Origin of the sequence: Pseudomonas tructae, assembly GCF_004214895.1 — a bacterium.
Classification (GTDB): Bacteria; Pseudomonadota; Gammaproteobacteria; order Pseudomonadales; family Pseudomonadaceae; genus Aquipseudomonas; species Aquipseudomonas tructae.
This window is the reverse complement of record NZ_CP035952.1, coordinates 4,202,269-4,216,965: the sequence shown is the minus strand read 5'-3', so window position 1 is coordinate 4,216,965 and position 14,697 is coordinate 4,202,269. Positions and strand designations below refer to the sequence as shown.

Below are 14,697 nucleotides of genomic sequence, written 5' to 3'. Positions count from 1 at the left end.
CCATGGACGAACTGGTGTATGCCGGCAACAAGACCTTGTACCTGATCCTGCTGATGGTCGCCTGGCCAGTGGTGGTGGCCACGGTGGTGGGGCTTTTGGTGGGGTTGTTCCAGACCGTGACGCAACTGCAGGAGCAGACCTTGCCTTTCGGCTTCAAGTTGCTGGCGGTGTCGTTGTGCCTGTTCCTGTTGTCGGGCTGGTACGGTGAAACTCTGCTGGGTTTTAGTCGTGAAGTCCTGCACCTGGCCTTGCGCTGATGGGCGCGCTGCTGTTTTTCGAGTTGTACAACCTGTTTGCCCTGGCGTTGCTGGGGGTGGCGCGGCTGGCGCCGCTGTTTTTCATGCTGCCGTTTCTTAACAGCGGGGTGTTGACCGGCGCGCCGCGCCAGGCGGTGATGGTCTTGCTGGCGCTGGCCTTGACGCCGCTGATAGGCGAACAGCTCCCGGCACTCGACAGCCTGGCGTTTTTCGCCTTGATGCTGCGCGAAGCCGGCGTCGGTATCGTCCTGGGGTGCCTGTTGTGCTGGCCGTTCTGGGTCCTGCATGCCATGGGCAATCTGCTCGACAACCAGCGCGGGGCGATGATCAGTAACGTCATTGACCCGGCCAATGGTGTCGATAACTCGGAGCTTGCGAGTTTTCTGCAGTTGTTCGCTGCCGTCATCTACCTGCAGGGCGGCGGTTTGTTGCTGATGCTCGAAGCCATCGAACTGAGCTATCGATTGTGCGACCCGGGCCGCACCTGCGCGTTCTCCCTGCAGGCGATAGCCCGCTTTCTCGATGCTGTGCTGGCCCGCACTCTGGCCCTCAGTGCGCCTGTGGTGGCGGCCCTGCTGATCAGCGAGGCACTGCTTGGCTTGCTGTCGCGCTATGCCCAGCAAATGAATGCGTTTTCGGTATCGCTGACGGTCAAGACAGTGGTGGCCCTGGTGGTGCTGTTGCTGTACTTCGGTAACCACCTGCCGGATGAAATCCTGCGCATGACGGGTGCGACAGCAAGCCTTGCCCACTACATTCAAGAGCAGCCTTGATGTCTTCCAGTGCCTCGAAAACCGAAAAGCCCACGGCCAAACGCCTGCGCGATGCCGCACGCAAAGGCCAGACCTTCAAGGCCCGCGACCTGCTGACCAGTTGCATGTTGCTGGTGGGGTTGGCGTTCATGCTCAACGATGCGCGCCTGCTGGAGATCATGGAGGTGTACCGGCGCTTGCTTGCAGGTGGTCTGGAAGATGACCTGGCCCGGTACTCGGCCAGCCTGTTGCGCCTGGCCCTTGAGCTGATCCTGCCGATGGTGCTGGTGTGCATTCTGGGTAGCGCGTTGCCAGCCCTTGCGCAAAGTGGTTTTCGTCTGGCCAGCGAAGCGCTGAAACTCAACCTGGGCGCCCTGAACCCGATCAATGGTTTCAAGAAGCTATTCAGCCTGCGCACAGTCAAGGACAGCGTCAAAGCGCTGCTCTACTTGCTGTGTTTCGCCGTGGCCCTGTGCCTGCTCTGGTGGAACTACCGGCCGCTGTTGTTTGCCCAGTTGCACGCCTCGCCACTGGCGTTGTTGTCGATCTGGGGTGAGCTGCTGCTGGCGCTGTTTGTATTGATCCTGGGCTGCGTGCTGGTGGTTGTGCTGATCGATGCGCTGCTTGAGTACTGGCTGTTCATGCGCGAGATGATGATGGACCTGCATTCGGTCAAGCGCGAGCACAAGGAGCAGGACGGCGATCCGCAGATCAAGGGCAAGCGCCGGCAGTTGCATCAGGAACTGCTCAATGAGCAGGTGCGCTCGGACGTGCGCAACTCGCGAATGATCCTTGCCAACCCGACCCACATCGCCATCGGCATCTACTTTCGCCCAGAGGTCAGTCTGCTGCCGTTCATTTCCGTGATCGAAACCAACCAGCGCGCGCTGGCGGTGCGTGCCTATGCCGAGCGCGTGGGGGTGCCGGTGATTACCGACATCCAATTGGCTCGACGCATTTTCAAGACCCACCGGCGCTACAGCTTCCTGCAGGTAGAGGAAGTCGAGCAAGTACTGCGCCTGCTGGTGTGGCTTGAGCAGGTAGAGCAAGCCTGAGTAGGCGCGATGAGCGTTATTTGGCAGCACTTGCCGCAAGGCTCGGGCCCAATACCTGGGTTGGCTTGAAGGAGTGGTTCGATGAACGACGGCGAAACGCTGGACGAAGATGTAGCACTGGGTATTGCCGATGCGGTAATGGCCGGGGCGACGTTACGCGACATCCATGGCCTCAGTGATGGGCACATGGACAACCTCTATGCCTTTGCCTACCGCTTCTATGAGCAGGGGCGCCTGGACGATGCCGGCAAGGTCTTCCATTTCCTGTGCATCTACGACTTCCACAACAGTCAGTACTGGACCGGTTTGGCGGCCGTGCACCAACTCAAGAAAGACTATACCAAGGCCATCGACCTTTACAGCGTGGCCTTGTTGCAAGACGACAAGGACTGCCGGCCGATGTTCTTTGCCGGTCAATGTCAGCTCGCCTTGGGCAAGCCCGGCAAGGCCCGACGCTGTTTCAACTATGTGTTGGGCTATAGCGCGGACAGCCTGTTGCAGGCTCAGGCCCACGCTTGTCTGCAGGCACTGGATCAATTGCACGATAACGATAAGGAGTAATGGGCATGGACATATCAGCACTCTTCAAGGCTGCCCGTGAGCCAATACCTGAACCGTCTGCGGATTACCGCGCGGCTGCCGGCATTGCTGCGCAAACCCTGGAGTTTCGCCACATCGCCACCCAGGCCCTGGCGGCGGTGCAGTACACCGGCAGCACTCAAGCGATCGCTGGCCGACCACAGTTGGCAGCACCGCGCAGCCACGTCGACAGCCAGGCCACCTTCATCGAGTTGATGGCAAGCGTCAATGCGCTGCTGGGCGAGGTGGGTAATCACAAGCTCAAGCTGCAACTGTCGATGCTGCAGGACCGCAATGGAGCTCGGCAAAAAGCGCTGGAGCAATTGTCTGCTGAATTCGCTGCCGCAGTGCAGGCGCTCGAACAGGCCCAGGGGCAGGCCGAGCAAGGGCAAGGTCAACTGGAGCAGTTGGCGGCGCAGTTGGAGCAGACCCGGCAACTGCTTCGTCAAAGCGAAGAGCGCCTGGCTGGGCTATCGCCTGAGTCTGCTGAGTACCAACAGGAGCTAGAGGTGTTGAATGGCTTGCGTGGGCAGGTCCAGACGCAACAGCAAGCAATGAACACCGCCGTTGAGCGTCAGCGTCAGCTGGTTGCCCAGGTGGAGCAGCTTGGTGCACGAGCAATCGAACTTGAGGCGCAGGTCGCAGAGTCTTCCTTTGGTGGCAGCGCGGGCAAGCAACCCAACACGCCACTGGATTCCTTGATTGCCCGGGCGTTGCTGCTTCGTTTGCAGGTCATCGAGCTGCTTGGCGAGGCGGCGGAGGAAAAAGAGCTGGCCAACCGCGAGCTGTATCAGACCATCCAGGCCGCCCAGCAGGAAAAGCTCGAAGAAGAGGCGCGCAAGGCCGAGCGTGGCAACGCCCTGGGGTGCATTTTCAAGTGGGTCGGCGTAGCGATTGCCGCTGCCGTGCTGGTGGTAGCAACTGCGGGGGCGGGGGCTGCTGTCGCCGGTGGTGGCGTTGTCGCGGCAGGGGCGGGCACTGCCGCAGCCGGTGGAGGCGCGGCGGCGGGTACGGCCGCAGGCACCGCTGCGGGCGCGGCCGCCACGTCGGCGGTGTCGGCCAAGGTGGTGGTGGCGGCAGTGGGCCTGGGCTTGACCCTGACCGACATGCTTGTCGAAAAGGCGACCGGCAACTCGTTCATGGCCAAGGCCATGGAGCCGTTGATGGAAGTCATGCAGTTCATGATGAAGGTCTTTACCGAACTGTATGCCGCGCAATTGAAGGCGCTCGGGTTCGGTGATCAGGCGCGCAAGGTTGCCGAGGTTGCCGCAATGATTGCGACAGTGGTTGCCACCACGGTTGCAGTGGCCCTGGCGGCCAGCGCTGCCGGCAGCCTGGCCAGCAGTATTGCATCAAAGGTCGGTGCAAAGCTTGGCGCCATGCTCCCGCAAGCCGCCTCCAATGGCGTGCAGGCCCTGCGCCAGGCTGCCAGTTCCGCCAGCGCCAGCCTTGGGCAGTCGATGCGCACGGCGGTGGGGGTGGGAACGGACAGTGTGTCCTTGGCCCGCTTCTCTACCCGGGTCGAGATGGCCCTTGAAGGTATCCAGCTGGGGGGCAGCCTGGTCGAGTCGGGGCTGCAAGTGGGCATCGGTGTACAGCAGAAACAGATCGCCGAGCATCAGGCCGAGGCGCATTTGGCCCAAGCCCAGGTCGAGTTGATCGTCCAGTACCTGGGTGAGGTGACCGAGCGTTACGGCGAGGCGCTCAAACAACGCACCACGGAAGTGGAGCGGCTTTTCAATGACCTGCAGCGTCAGGCTGACGTGGGTCGATTCATCAGTCAACGTATTTGAGGTGTGAGTTATGTCGATAAGTACTGTGTCAGAAACACGACCGCCGTTGCCGTCTGAAATCACATTTTCTGCAACCTTGGCCAAAGCGCCGATTGCCCACGGGCTGCCAGGCTTGAATCTGGACAACCAAGTGCAAGGCCTGCGCTATCCCCCCATACCGATAGCGGATGCAGCTCAGGTTCAAGCACTGCTCGATACCGAGGACTGGACACTGGAGGACAAGGCCATCGTACTGCAGGCATTCAAGTTGTCGCTGGACCAGCAAGCGCGTGACGGCCTGGCGTTTGACCCTGGCGCCTGGGAAAAGCATGTCAATGTGCTGATTCAGTTCATCATCGCGCAGAACGTTGCCCGGCAGGTCAATGCCACCTTGAAGGGGGTCTTTATCGCCATCGAGGCCACAGCGACCGTAGCGCAGGCCGAGGCGATTCGAGAGGCCGGCATGATGCAAATGTACAGCGCAATTGCCGCAGGTGCCGTGGTGTGTACGGTTTCATCGCTGGGGGCTTCGAAAAGTTTCCAGGGTATGGAGGGGCGGCACCAGGACATCAACACCAACAAGCAAAGCGCCATGGATGCGCAGAATTTAGCGAGCGATTTGCGTTTGCAGCGCCATGATCTTCAGGTGCGTGGCAATCAGCCGGACCCCCAGGAACTGGCCAGGCTCGACAGCGAGATCGTCAAGGCAGAAAAGCAGTCGCGTCTTGCCGACTGGAACAGTGCCATGAGCGAGCAGCGCAACGGTAGGTTGCAAACCGTCGGCCAGCAACTGTCGACCATGGCCGGTGTGCTGGGCCAGGCGGTGGGCGGCATCTTGCGCACCTTCGAGTCGACCGCCAGGGCCGAGGAGGCCCGTCAGCAAGGCCAGGCCCGTCTGGGCAAGGGCTTGTCCGATGAGACCGCTCAGAAGGATTCGGCAGATGCCAGCCTGCTGAACAAGATCATGGAAATCTTCATGCAGATCATGCAGTCGCGCGCGGCGGCTATTACTGTTCGTTGAGGGGAAAACGATGCAAGTCGTACCGAGCAAGAGTTTCCAATCATCGACGACAGTCGCGTCAGCCGCTGAGCAACAGCCTGTGCCGCGTCGGCCACAAGCCCCCGAATTGACTGGCGCGAATCCTGCGCGGCAACAGATACTGGCGTGTTCAGTGGGGCAACTGGTGCGTCATCTGCATCCTGGCGTGCAAGGGGAGGCGCGTCAGGTGCGAATGGCGTTTGCCCAACAGGAGTTGCGGGTATTCGCACGCATTGCCGACTGTTGCAGTGCTGGCCTGGCCCCGGTGCAACAGGCACAACTGCATGCGCATCAGCAAAGTTCGCAGGCCATGCTGAACGCCACCCTGCCTGAGATGTTGGGCCTGGGGACACAAAGCACGCTACCGTTCTTCGACAAGTTGATCGATTTGATTGGGGTGATCCGCGATGACTACTTGAGCGTTTACCAGCATGTACTCGATGTTTACACCAGGTTTTATGCTGCGTTTACCGATCAGATCACCAGCAAGATGAGTGACTACTTCGAGGCTGACAAAGACGGAAAGAAAATAAAATTCAAGCGCGATGAGTTTCAGAGGCAGCTTGACTCACTCATCAGCAGCTTCCAGAACGCACCGAGTCAATTGGTTCCAATTCCCGGTGCCGCGCCGATGACTGAAGACGAGGCGCGCAATTGGCAGCGCGCGCTGGGCTTGCCTGATCATTGCCTGAGTAGTAACGGCAGTGGTGGCTGGGCGGTGTATCTGGATAACACGCCTGTTCTGGCTATTCGAAACAGTCTGCCGTCTGCGTCGAAGCCGCCCAAGCCACCTAAACCTCATGAAATCGATACCGCGCGCTTCAATGCCTGGCAGTCTTCGTTCAACTCCCAGGAAGAGCGCTTGAAAAACATGCTCCAGTCCATCACCTCAAAATACGCCAATGCCAACACCTACCACGACAACTTCAACAAAACCTTGTCTGCGCACCTGAGTCAGTACGCCGACCTGCTCAAGCACATGACTACCTTGTGAGCGACCTCGAAGCACGGGTCTGTGCCGTCATTGCCGGCTGCCTTGGCGAACCGGCAATGCCTGTCAGGGAAGCTGATGACCTGGTACATGACCTGGGGTGTGATTCGTTGAACATTGTGGAGATAATCGAGGCGCTCAACGCGGGCTTCCTGATCGTCCTCGCACCCAGTGAAATCAGGGCGTGGCGCCGCGTTGCCGATGTCATCGGCTCGGTGCGGCGCGCTCAGATTGGTTGAACGTTCCTACGGGTTCTTACGGATTTTTTGCTTTGTTCTGTAGGTGCTTGCCTGCATTTTCGCCGGGAAGTACTTCATATAGTGGTTGGCCCGCCATCCTGTTCCGTGCTGTTCGCGGCAAAGCAGGTGCATAACCAAAAGGGCCAACCCACCATGACTGCCTTCGTCCACGCCCCCGCAAACGTCCACTATCACTTTGGTCATTGGCACTTGTGCCCGGAAGGCGTGCTCTGGCACAACGAGAACGGGCAGCATCTGCCACCCAAGGAACTGCAGGTGTTGCGCCTGCTGTTGGCCAATCCCGGCAGGCTGATTTCCAAGGAGCGCATGCTCGACGCGGTATGGCCTGGCCTGGACACCGCCGAGGAATCCCTGACTCGCTGTATCAGTGTGCTGCGCAAGCTGCTCAAGAACTGTCGTCAGTTCATTGTGACCGTGTATGGCAAGGGCTATCGCTTCAACTGTCAGGTCCGGCGTGGCGCGGCAGCCGCAGAGTCAGCCACGGTACTGCCTGCCCTTGCCATCCTGCCGTTTCGCGGCGGCCAACCGGTGCAGACGCTGATACTCAATACCCAGCTCAAATGTGCCGCGCGCATCGCCCTGGAGCAGCGTGCGCAGTTGCTGTCGTTTTCGGTGGCCAGCCTGTCTGCGACCCCGCTGGAGGCGTTGGCCCTGATCGAGCGCCTGGCCCCGAGTCACTACCTGTGCGGTTACTGCGTGTATGACGAGCAATACTGCCAGCTGACCGTCGAACTGGTGCGCGGCAATGATCATCAGGTGCTGGACTGCTGCCTGTTCCGGGGCACCCAGGTACAGGTGGTCGAGGCGCTGCTGGCGTTTCTCCAGGCGTATTTCCCGCTGGCAGCAGTGCATGATCGGCCTTCGTCAGAATTCCATCAGGATCCTTGCTTGCCGTTGCTCTAGCCTGTGCTCGTTCGTGTGTTGTCACGTTTTCCAAGAGTGCGGGTATGCAAGCTTCCCAGACCGATACTTGTGTCATGCGTGTGTTCAACGGCCCAATGGCCGGCGCCGAGTTCGTCCTGTCCAAAGGCTCGACCCAGGTACTGGTCGGCGCGCCGCAACTGCTGGCAACAGCCAGTGAGCAGGACGCGACAGCAGGGCAGAGACTGTTCATCGCCCTGGAACAGGGCGGTTGCAGCTTCGAAATCCTGCTCAGTGATCCGCCGGGGCAATCGGTACAAGTACGGCCGCAGCAAACGCCATCGGCTGCCTGGCAAGATTGGCCACTGCAGCAGCAGCGTCGGATCGGAGCGTTACAGCTGGCGTTTCGTTTGAGTTCACAAGACTGGAACCTGCAGCAGCCCGCAGTGGTGGCCGGCGGGCAAAGAGGCGTCGCCTCGCTACGAGTGATCAGCGTAGTGATCGCGGTGTGTCTGCTGGTTGTCTCGGTGGCGGTCTGGTCGTTGCCGGATCGAACCGTATCGGCGCAGCAGCGCGGTATCTCGGCACTGGTCAGTGCCCAGGCGCGGGTCCTGCAAGGGCGCGACCTGCGTATGTACGTGCTGGTCGATTCACAACGTGAGGCCAGCTGGAATCGGCAGGTGCTGATGCGCCATCAACTGGGCAACGTTGCCGTTGTCGTGACGGCCGACGAACAGCGGCGCCTGGAGCAGCATTTGCTGGTGCTGGAGCCTGGCCTGGCCATTCGCCTGGTGGATTTGCGCGAACCCCGGGCGCCGATACTGATACTGGCTGGCACGCCAATCCAGCCCGCGCTCAGAGCGCAGCTCGAGGAGCAGTTGCTCAGGGCGGCGCCCTATGCCGGGCACCTGGAGATTCGCGTGCAGGACGACCACGTCAGCGTCGACCAGGCCATCGCCGGCCTGCGTCAGATCGGCGTGCCGTTCCAGCGGCATGACCAGCATAACGCAGTGGCCCTGCGCATCGAAGGCAACCTGCAGGACAGCCAGTTGCAAGCGATCCGACGCTTTATTCGGGACTTCGAACAGCAGTGGGGCGCACGCTTCGTGCACTTTTCCATCGTACTTCAGGATGACCGGCTCAAGGGCCTGTCGCATCAAGCCGGCGAGCAGGGCTACATCAAGAACTCGTCGGCGTCCTGGCAATTTCACTCTCCACATACAGGCGGTTAATACATGCGCAGCGTTTCAGCTCCAGTCGATTTTCACGATGACTTCCTCGGCCGCCAGGCCAATGCGTTCGAGCAGGGTGCCCAGGGCCTGAAAGAGAAGCTGGACAAAGCCCTGGAAGCCTTGCAGGGCGATGCCTCGGATCCGAACTTGCTGGCAGCCTATCAGGCGGCGTTCTCTTCCTACACAGTGTTTCGCAACGCGCAGACCAACACGATCAAGGGCTTCAAGGATATCGACATGGCGATCATTCAAGCCGCCCGTTGACAACCTGACACTTAGTCTCATCACAGGAGCATTTGCCCATGGCTATCGATGCCATTGCCGCTTACGCCACGCTGGGGCTGGCCCACAGCCTTGATCCTGGCGGTCAGGGCGTCCCGGTTTCATTGCAGGATCGGTTGATCCAGGCGTTCGCCGAGTCGGCCCAGGCGAGCAAGTCGCAGGTTGCCCAGATTCAGCAGTTGCTGCAGCGACCCGATATCACCAGCCCGCAAGCCCTTGCCCTGTTACAGGAGCAAACCGGCCAGTACAACGTCGACATCAACCTGCTCAACACCCTGGTGCGCAAAGCCGTAGGCACCGTCGAAACCTTGTTGCGCCAGTCATGAAGTACTGGCTTGGGGTGATGCTCTGCCTACTCCTGGGCGGCTGCCGACAGCCCCTGCTATTGCAGGGGCTCGACCAGCAACAGGCCAATGAAGTGGTGGCGTTGCTGCAGCGCAACAACATCGCGGTACAGAAAGTCGACACCGGCAAGAGCGGCTACAACGTACTCGTCGCGCAACTGGACTTCCCGGCAGCGGTGGATCTTTTGACCCAATACGGCCTGCCGTCGCGTTCGCGCATGCAGGTGGCCGAGATGTTCCCGGCCGATGCCCTGGTCGCCTCGCCCCGGGCCGAAAAGGCCCGCTTGTATTCGGCCATCGAACAACGCCTGGAGCAGTCGGTAACGGCCTTGGCCGGCGTGGTTTCGGCACGGGTGCATGTCAGCTATGACCTGGCCGCAGGCGAAGGCGGGCGGGCGAGTGCGCCGGTTCATCTGTCGGTGCTGGTGGTGCATGAGCCTGACAGCGAGGCGCAGATGCTGATCGATGATCTCAAGCGATTTCTCAAGAACAGTTTCAGCGATGTCGACTATGAGCACATCTCCGTGGTCCTTACCCCCCGAGTGGCCATCCAGCACCACGCGCCGCAGGGTGTGCAGGCGAGCGCTGGCATGGGGTTATGGGCTTTGCTGGGTGTTTTCTCCGTGATCGCCAGCGGCGGATGGCTGTGGTACCGGCGGCGTGAGGTGCGTGATGCAGCCACCCCTTGAATGGATCGAACGCCTGGCCCGGCATCCGACCTGCTGGCTCAACGTCGAACGTCTTGACCTGCCGCCGGAGTTCCATGGCCTGCAGGTCCGGCAAGTGCTCGACGAAGTGCTGGTCCAGGGGCTTGAGTTGCCGGCGCTGCCGCAGGAGTGGCCAAGCCACGATGTGACTCTGTTGTGGCTGGAGCATTGGTTGTTGTTGCCGCGTATCGCCCAACTGCTCGGCGCCTATCGCTTATGGCCAGCGCTGACCCGGGACGCCGCCACTGAAGGCCTGACGCCGGCGCTGCGCTCCTTCGCCAGTTGCGCATTGGGCCCGCGTCCACTGTTGGATGAACTGCCGGACCTTGCCCTGGCATACCGGCTTGAGGCGCTAGGGCTCAATGCCTTGCTGGCCTGGCAGGCCGAGGTGCCGGCGGGGATGCTGGCGCGCTTGTACCTGCAGTTTCCCTACCAGGTGGTTGTCCTCCAGGCTGAACTGGCGCTGGCGCAACCGGACAAAGGACTTTTGCTCATGGCCTTGCAACATGCTCGATTTACTGCGTCGTGAACCCCATCTGCCGGGCCTTGACCCGGTACATGTACGCCGGGCTGAGCGGGCCATGGCACAGCGCTGCCAGCAGCTCGAGCAGCAGGCTCGGCAGCGGGCGCAGCAATGTTTGGCGCAGGCCCAGGCCCAGGCCGAGGCGGTGCGCCAGGCGGCCAGGCGCCAAGGCTATGGGCAAGGGGTGTTGCTGGCTGCGCAGGACCTGGCCGAGGCCTTGCTGCTTAGCCAACGCCTGGCGGATCAACTGCGCGTTGAGGTGGCCGAGGCTGCGCGGGCGGTGATGGCTGAAGTAGTGGGGCAGGTGGAATGGCTCGAGGCGATTCTGGCGCAGTGGTCGGCGGCGCATGTCAGCAGCGCGACGTGTCTGCGGCTATTGGCGCCGCTTCACAGCCGGGGTGATGACGCTCGCTTGTTGGTCGCCTTGCGTCGGGCCTGGGCGGGGGAGGTGCAGGTCGAGTACCACAAGCAGAGCCATTACCGCCTGCACTTGGGCGAGGTGGCCCTGGAGTTTCACCCCCCGACGGTCGAGCCGCAGTTGGCCGAACAGGTGTTGACCCGCTGTCACGGCCTGGCAAGCAGCGCCCTGCAACTGGATGAAAGTGCCAGGGCGACCCTTGCCGCCAGCTTACAGCAATGGTTGAGGGCGCCCGATGCGCAGTGAAGGGATCGGCAGCCCGCCACACGCCTTGCCGGTTACGCAAACCGTGCACAGCCTGGAAGCGCGCATGGGGCAAGTACCGGCTCGCTTCGACGGCCTGTATCAACAGTTGCTGTCCATGGGCGGCCAGGGTGCCCAGGCCCTGTACCGGTGTATTCGCGGATGGCCCATGGGGCAGGGCAGCGATCCTGCGTATCGCACCGTGGCGGCGCAATTGGCGGTGGTCTTGCAAGTGTTGCAACAGCTCAAGGCTGACGGTCTTGAAGAGCATGTGCTGTACCAGGAAATGCGCGGTGTGCACACCCGGGTGTTCGGCGTCGATTTGCAGATGAAAGCGTTTTTGCAGCAGGCGATGAATCCGCAGTGGGAAGAGGACAGTCGGGAAGAGGTTGAGTGGTAGTCATACATTGACTAAGGAGAAGGCAGCAAGATGATCAATCCAACCGGCACCCAAAGTGTCAATCTTCAGACAAGTACTGAAGTCGCATCAGGTGCGTTGAATAGTCCTGGCCATATAGTCATCGACATACCCGAGGAGCTTTTGGCAGGCGTTACTGGTATGCCAACGTTTCCTGTCCACACGGTAATTGAAATAGAAAAAGAGATCGATGACATCCTGCAACAGGCACTTGACCATGTCGGCGCCGACGTGCGCATTCAGGTTGAAAGCATCGATCGCTTCATTACCGCTGGCCCCGTGGAATCTACCAATGAGTCCGTCCCCGGATTGTCAGAGTTCAGCGCCGGTCGACCTACCCAGACGGTCGAAGAGCGCGTAGAGGTGATTGTGGATTACCTCAAGGATGTATGGCGCTCGGATGTATTGAGTAACCTGCGCACATCCGCCCTCGTCAACATGCCATCGGTACTGGCCCTGACCGTCGCCCGTGGGTTTCTCGGCAGTGCCATCTCTGCAAGCGTTTCCGGGACTGCTGCGGTAGCGCTCGGGGCAACTTTCACCGCATTGCCTTTACTGCTGACCGCAGCCGCTATGGTCCATCATGAATGCAACGGTAGCGCGACGCCCGCGTACCGGGCATCGCAGTTGGCGTTTTTTGCCGGGGCCGGCGCTATTCTCAGCGCAGCATTGCTCACTGATCCGGTTTCGATCTTCAGTGGCCTTGCCGGATCGGCGCCGGCGGTAGCGCTGTACTGCTTATCCCGGGATGTGCTGGCATCCTTCCACGGGCTGGGCAGCCAAACGGCGCTAAACCTTCCTGCCAACCTTATCGATTCGCTGAGCTACGGGGCTATGCAGTTTGCTGCCGGGGCAGCGGTGGTGGGAATGGAGGCGGGACTGGTCAATTCGGTCGTTGGTGCGTTACTCAATGCGGTAATTGAAACCGTGGAGCCCGCCCTTAATGAATCATTTTCCCAGTGGATGTCTGAACGACCTGAGGTCCAATCGCAGCCAGATGACAGTCAGGCATATCGACTGGGGCTCAACGTTTCAGTGCCAGGATGGGAACGTCTGGCTGCTCGGCTGGAGAGCACCGGCATTCCCCGCATGACCGCATTCTCGATAATCTCCGCAGGCGCGGCTACCGCCCAGACCATTGGTGCGATGACAGGGTTGAGTGACAGTAACCAGTACTGGTTGGCAAACGGAGTCGGCGCGTTGCTGGCTGCATACATTCTTACGCCGTTTTACCAAAGCCATGCCTTACTCGCCGAAGTGGTGGTCAGTTAGCTATAATCGCCGCCCCATCGCCGCCACCCGAGTTCATGCCGCCCATGTATACCCTGGCCCGCCAGCTGCTGTTCAAGCTCTCCCCGGAGACTTCCCATGACCTGTCCCTGGACCTGATCGGCGCCGGTGGCCGCCTGGGCCTGAACGGCTTGCTGACCAAGGCGCCGGCTGCCTTGCCGGTGACCGTCATGGGCCTGAACTTCGCCAACCCGGTCGGGCTGGCGGCAGGCCTGGACAAGAACGGCGCGGCCATCGACGGCTTTGCCCAACTGGGTTTCGGCTTTGTCGAGATCGGCACCGTGACCCCGCGTGCGCAGCCGGGCAACCCCAAGCCGCGCCTGTTCCGCCTGCCTGAAGCCGAGGCGATCATCAACCGCATGGGCTTCAACAACCTGGGTGTCGACAACCTGCTGGGTCGCGTACGCGCAGCCAAGTACCGCGGCATTCTGGGCATCAACATCGGCAAGAACTTCGACACGCCGGTCGAGCGCGCGGTGGACGACTACCTGATCTGCCTCGACAAGGTCTACGACCAGGCCAGCTACATCACTGTCAACGTCAGCTCGCCGAACACGCCGGGCCTGCGCAGCCTGCAGTTCGGCGACTCGCTCAAGCAACTGCTCGACGCCTTGGCCGAACGCCGTTCGCAACTGGTGAGCGAGCGTGGCAAGCATGTGCCGCTGGCGATCAAGATCGCCCCGGACATGAGCGATGAAGAAACCGCCCTGGTGGCTGCGGCCTTGCTCGAGTCGGGCATGGATGCGGTGATCGCCACCAACACCACCCTCGGCCGCGAAGGCGTCGAAGGCTTGCAGCATGGTGACCAGGCGGGTGGTTTGTCGGGCGCGCCGGTGCTGGAAAAGAGCACGCATATCGTCAAGGTGCTGGCGGGTGAGCTGGGCGGCAAGCTACCGATCATCGCCGCAGGCGGAATTACCGAGGGCAAGCATGCGGCGCAGAAAATCGCTGCCGGTGCCAGCCTGGTACAGATCTACTCGGGGTTCATCTACAAGGGGCCGGCTCTGATCCGCGAAGCCGTGGACGCCATCGCCGCCATGCCTCGTTAAACGGCAGGCATAAAAAAGGGCCCCCTCAAGGGGCCCCTGGGCCTCAGCCCGCCGCCCGGATGGGGCGCGCATGGTAATCGGATTCAGTTCCTCGTTCAGCCAACGGCGTGAAGTTCGTTGAGTCTATGGATACCCGCAGTGCCGGTCATACCGTCCCAGTTGTCGCCGCGTCCTTCGCGCCAGCCATTGATCCATGCCTGGCGTACAGACGGTAGAGTAAAAGGGCAAAGCTCGCGGGATTTGCCGGTGACCCCATATTGGTAGCCACGTGAAAATGCTCGTTCCAACGGATCACGCTTAAGTCTTCTCATAGGGTGTTGCCCTCACTTGTTGACTGTAATGTCCCGTCGACCTCTAGAAGGTCGGGCAGAATCGTTCTGCCGGTTTACGCTCGCTGCCGGCGTCGCGAGCGGAAAATGTTGCCCCGTTGCGGTGACAACCTGAGACCAGTTCTAACCAATGCAAGACACAGTGTGAATGATCGTTTTGTCATAAGGACGTAACCTTTCATAGGGTCACAGGATAAGTAAATAAATGCGTCTGATTAGGATCTGGCGCAAAGCCCGCTATGATCAGGGTTTGGCCTTATGCGAAATCATCGGGCCATCGCTATGTGATAATTTGT

Annotated in this window: 19 protein-coding genes; 18 read left to right on the top strand and 1 reads right to left on the bottom strand. The window is 60.7% G+C overall.

The features are described 5' to 3' along the window. The first annotated feature begins 2 nt into the window (after positions 1-2). The 18 genes from EXN22_RS19235 (at position 3) to EXN22_RS19150 (ending at position 14,072) form a co-directional block, all read left to right on the top strand. On the top strand, positions 3-257 hold the full coding sequence (locus EXN22_RS19235) for an EscS/YscS/HrcS family type III secretion system export apparatus protein (protein ID WP_130265563.1): 255 nt from the start codon (positions 3-5) through the stop codon (positions 255-257). Then, a complete protein-coding gene (gene sctT, locus EXN22_RS19230; protein ID WP_130265562.1) occupies positions 257-1,030 on the top strand; it encodes a type III secretion system export apparatus subunit SctT in 774 nt (257 codons plus the stop codon). The genes EXN22_RS19235 and sctT overlap by 1 nt, the downstream gene beginning before the upstream one ends. After that, the gene (locus EXN22_RS19225) at positions 1,030-2,064 is read left to right on the top strand and encodes an EscU/YscU/HrcU family type III secretion system export apparatus switch protein (RefSeq protein WP_130265561.1); all 1,035 of its coding nucleotides are present in this window, start codon (positions 1,030-1,032) and stop codon (positions 2,062-2,064) included. The genes sctT and EXN22_RS19225 overlap by 1 nt, the downstream gene beginning before the upstream one ends. A gap of 81 nt (positions 2,065-2,145) precedes the next feature. After that, positions 2,146-2,625, top strand: coding sequence for a SycD/LcrH family type III secretion system chaperone (locus EXN22_RS19220; protein ID WP_130265560.1), 480 nt, complete (start codon positions 2,146-2,148; stop codon positions 2,623-2,625). Between the two features lie 5 nt (positions 2,626-2,630). Further along, on the top strand, positions 2,631-4,436 hold the full coding sequence (sctE, locus tag EXN22_RS19215; protein ID WP_165392240.1) for a type III secretion system translocon subunit SctE: 1,806 nt from the start codon (positions 2,631-2,633) through the stop codon (positions 4,434-4,436). Positions 4,437-4,548: 112 nt separating this feature from the next. Beyond that, positions 4,549-5,436 carry a hypothetical protein gene (locus tag EXN22_RS19210; RefSeq protein ID WP_130265558.1) on the top strand — a complete coding sequence of 296 codons (888 nt, stop codon included), beginning with the start codon at positions 4,549-4,551 and terminating at the stop codon, positions 5,434-5,436. Positions 5,437-5,446: 10 nt separating this feature from the next. Beyond that, positions 5,447-6,448: an IpaD/SipD/SspD family type III secretion system needle tip protein gene (locus EXN22_RS19205; protein WP_130265557.1), complete on the top strand. Its 1,002-nt coding sequence runs from the start codon at positions 5,447-5,449 to the stop codon at positions 6,446-6,448. After that, on the top strand, positions 6,445-6,684 hold the full coding sequence (locus EXN22_RS19200) for an acyl carrier protein (RefSeq protein ID WP_130265556.1): 240 nt from the start codon (positions 6,445-6,447) through the stop codon (positions 6,682-6,684). Before EXN22_RS19205 ends, EXN22_RS19200 begins: the two co-directional genes overlap by 4 nt. Before the next feature lie 153 nt (positions 6,685-6,837). Next, positions 6,838-7,608, top strand: coding sequence for a winged helix-turn-helix domain-containing protein (locus EXN22_RS19195; RefSeq protein WP_130265555.1), 771 nt, complete (start codon positions 6,838-6,840; stop codon positions 7,606-7,608). A 44-nt stretch (positions 7,609-7,652) separates the two neighbouring features. After that, the gene (locus EXN22_RS19190) at positions 7,653-8,798 is read left to right on the top strand and encodes a PrgH/EprH family type III secretion apparatus protein (protein WP_130265554.1); all 1,146 of its coding nucleotides are present in this window, start codon (positions 7,653-7,655) and stop codon (positions 8,796-8,798) included. 3 nt (positions 8,799-8,801) lie between these two features. After that, complete coding sequence (gene sctF / locus EXN22_RS19185; RefSeq protein ID WP_130265553.1) at positions 8,802-9,062, top strand: type III secretion system needle filament subunit SctF; 261 nt, start codon at positions 8,802-8,804, stop codon at positions 9,060-9,062. 38 nt (positions 9,063-9,100) lie between these two features. Further along, positions 9,101-9,406: a type III secretion system inner rod subunit SctI gene (gene sctI / locus EXN22_RS19180; protein ID WP_130265552.1), complete on the top strand. Its 306-nt coding sequence runs from the start codon at positions 9,101-9,103 to the stop codon at positions 9,404-9,406. Beyond that, positions 9,403-10,113 (top strand): EscJ/YscJ/HrcJ family type III secretion inner membrane ring protein, encoded by a 711-nt coding sequence (locus EXN22_RS19175; protein ID WP_130265551.1) that lies wholly within the window; start codon positions 9,403-9,405, stop codon positions 10,111-10,113. Before sctI ends, EXN22_RS19175 begins: the two co-directional genes overlap by 4 nt. Then, the gene (locus EXN22_RS19170) at positions 10,097-10,660 is read left to right on the top strand and encodes a hypothetical protein (protein ID WP_130265550.1); all 564 of its coding nucleotides are present in this window, start codon (positions 10,097-10,099) and stop codon (positions 10,658-10,660) included. Before EXN22_RS19175 ends, EXN22_RS19170 begins: the two co-directional genes overlap by 17 nt. Next, complete coding sequence (locus tag EXN22_RS19165) at positions 10,638-11,318, top strand: hypothetical protein (RefSeq protein WP_130265549.1); 681 nt, start codon at positions 10,638-10,640, stop codon at positions 11,316-11,318. The genes EXN22_RS19170 and EXN22_RS19165 overlap by 23 nt, the downstream gene beginning before the upstream one ends. After that, a complete protein-coding gene (locus EXN22_RS19160; RefSeq protein WP_130265548.1) occupies positions 11,308-11,715 on the top strand; it encodes a hypothetical protein in 408 nt (135 codons plus the stop codon). The genes EXN22_RS19165 and EXN22_RS19160 overlap by 11 nt, the downstream gene beginning before the upstream one ends. Positions 11,716-11,745: 30 nt before the next feature. After that, positions 11,746-13,005, top strand: a complete 1,260-nt coding sequence (locus EXN22_RS19155; RefSeq protein WP_130265547.1) for a hypothetical protein — start codon at positions 11,746-11,748, stop codon at positions 13,003-13,005. A gap of 44 nt (positions 13,006-13,049) precedes the next feature. Continuing rightward, positions 13,050-14,072, top strand: a complete 1,023-nt coding sequence (locus EXN22_RS19150) for a quinone-dependent dihydroorotate dehydrogenase (protein WP_130266866.1) — start codon at positions 13,050-13,052, stop codon at positions 14,070-14,072. Positions 14,073-14,167: 95 nt separating this feature from the next. Here EXN22_RS19150 and rmf read toward each other — a convergent pair whose 3' ends face one another. After that, positions 14,168-14,383 (bottom strand): ribosome modulation factor, encoded by a 216-nt coding sequence (gene rmf / locus EXN22_RS19145; protein WP_010223328.1) that lies wholly within the window; start codon positions 14,381-14,383, stop codon positions 14,168-14,170. Positions 14,384-14,697: the final 314 nt, after the last annotated feature.

Excerpts from the sequence above, each read along its gene's own strand:
- EXN22_RS19150 (WP_130266866.1), top strand. The coding sequence starts at position 13,050 with ATGTATACCCTGGCCCGCCAGCTGCTGTTCAAGCTCTCCCCGGAGACT.
- EXN22_RS19190 (WP_130265554.1), top strand. The coding sequence starts at position 7,653 with ATGCAAGCTTCCCAGACCGATACTTGTGTCATGCGTGTGTTCAACGGC.
- sctF (WP_130265553.1), top strand. The coding sequence starts at position 8,802 with ATGCGCAGCGTTTCAGCTCCAGTCGATTTTCACGATGACTTCCTCGGC.
- sctI (WP_130265552.1), top strand. The coding sequence starts at position 9,101 with ATGGCTATCGATGCCATTGCCGCTTACGCCACGCTGGGGCTGGCCCAC.
- EXN22_RS19225 (WP_130265561.1), top strand. The coding sequence starts at position 1,030 with ATGTCTTCCAGTGCCTCGAAAACCGAAAAGCCCACGGCCAAACGCCTG.
- EXN22_RS19155 (WP_130265547.1), top strand. The coding sequence starts at position 11,746 with ATGATCAATCCAACCGGCACCCAAAGTGTCAATCTTCAGACAAGTACT.
- EXN22_RS19165 (WP_130265549.1), top strand. The coding sequence starts at position 10,638 with ATGCTCGATTTACTGCGTCGTGAACCCCATCTGCCGGGCCTTGACCCG.
- EXN22_RS19175 (WP_130265551.1), top strand. The coding sequence starts at position 9,403 with ATGAAGTACTGGCTTGGGGTGATGCTCTGCCTACTCCTGGGCGGCTGC.
- EXN22_RS19170 (WP_130265550.1), top strand. The coding sequence starts at position 10,097 with ATGCAGCCACCCCTTGAATGGATCGAACGCCTGGCCCGGCATCCGACC.
- EXN22_RS19220 (WP_130265560.1), top strand. The coding sequence starts at position 2,146 with ATGAACGACGGCGAAACGCTGGACGAAGATGTAGCACTGGGTATTGCC.
- EXN22_RS19205 (WP_130265557.1), top strand. The coding sequence starts at position 5,447 with ATGCAAGTCGTACCGAGCAAGAGTTTCCAATCATCGACGACAGTCGCG.
- rmf (WP_010223328.1), bottom strand. The coding sequence starts at position 14,383 with ATGAGAAGACTTAAGCGTGATCCGTTGGAACGAGCATTTTCACGTGGC.
- EXN22_RS19235 (WP_130265563.1), top strand. The coding sequence starts at position 3 with ATGGACGAACTGGTGTATGCCGGCAACAAGACCTTGTACCTGATCCTG.
- sctE (WP_165392240.1), top strand. The coding sequence starts at position 2,631 with ATGGACATATCAGCACTCTTCAAGGCTGCCCGTGAGCCAATACCTGAA.
- EXN22_RS19160 (WP_130265548.1), top strand. The coding sequence starts at position 11,308 with ATGCGCAGTGAAGGGATCGGCAGCCCGCCACACGCCTTGCCGGTTACG.
- sctT (WP_130265562.1), top strand. The coding sequence starts at position 257 with ATGGGCGCGCTGCTGTTTTTCGAGTTGTACAACCTGTTTGCCCTGGCG.
- EXN22_RS19195 (WP_130265555.1), top strand. The coding sequence starts at position 6,838 with ATGACTGCCTTCGTCCACGCCCCCGCAAACGTCCACTATCACTTTGGT.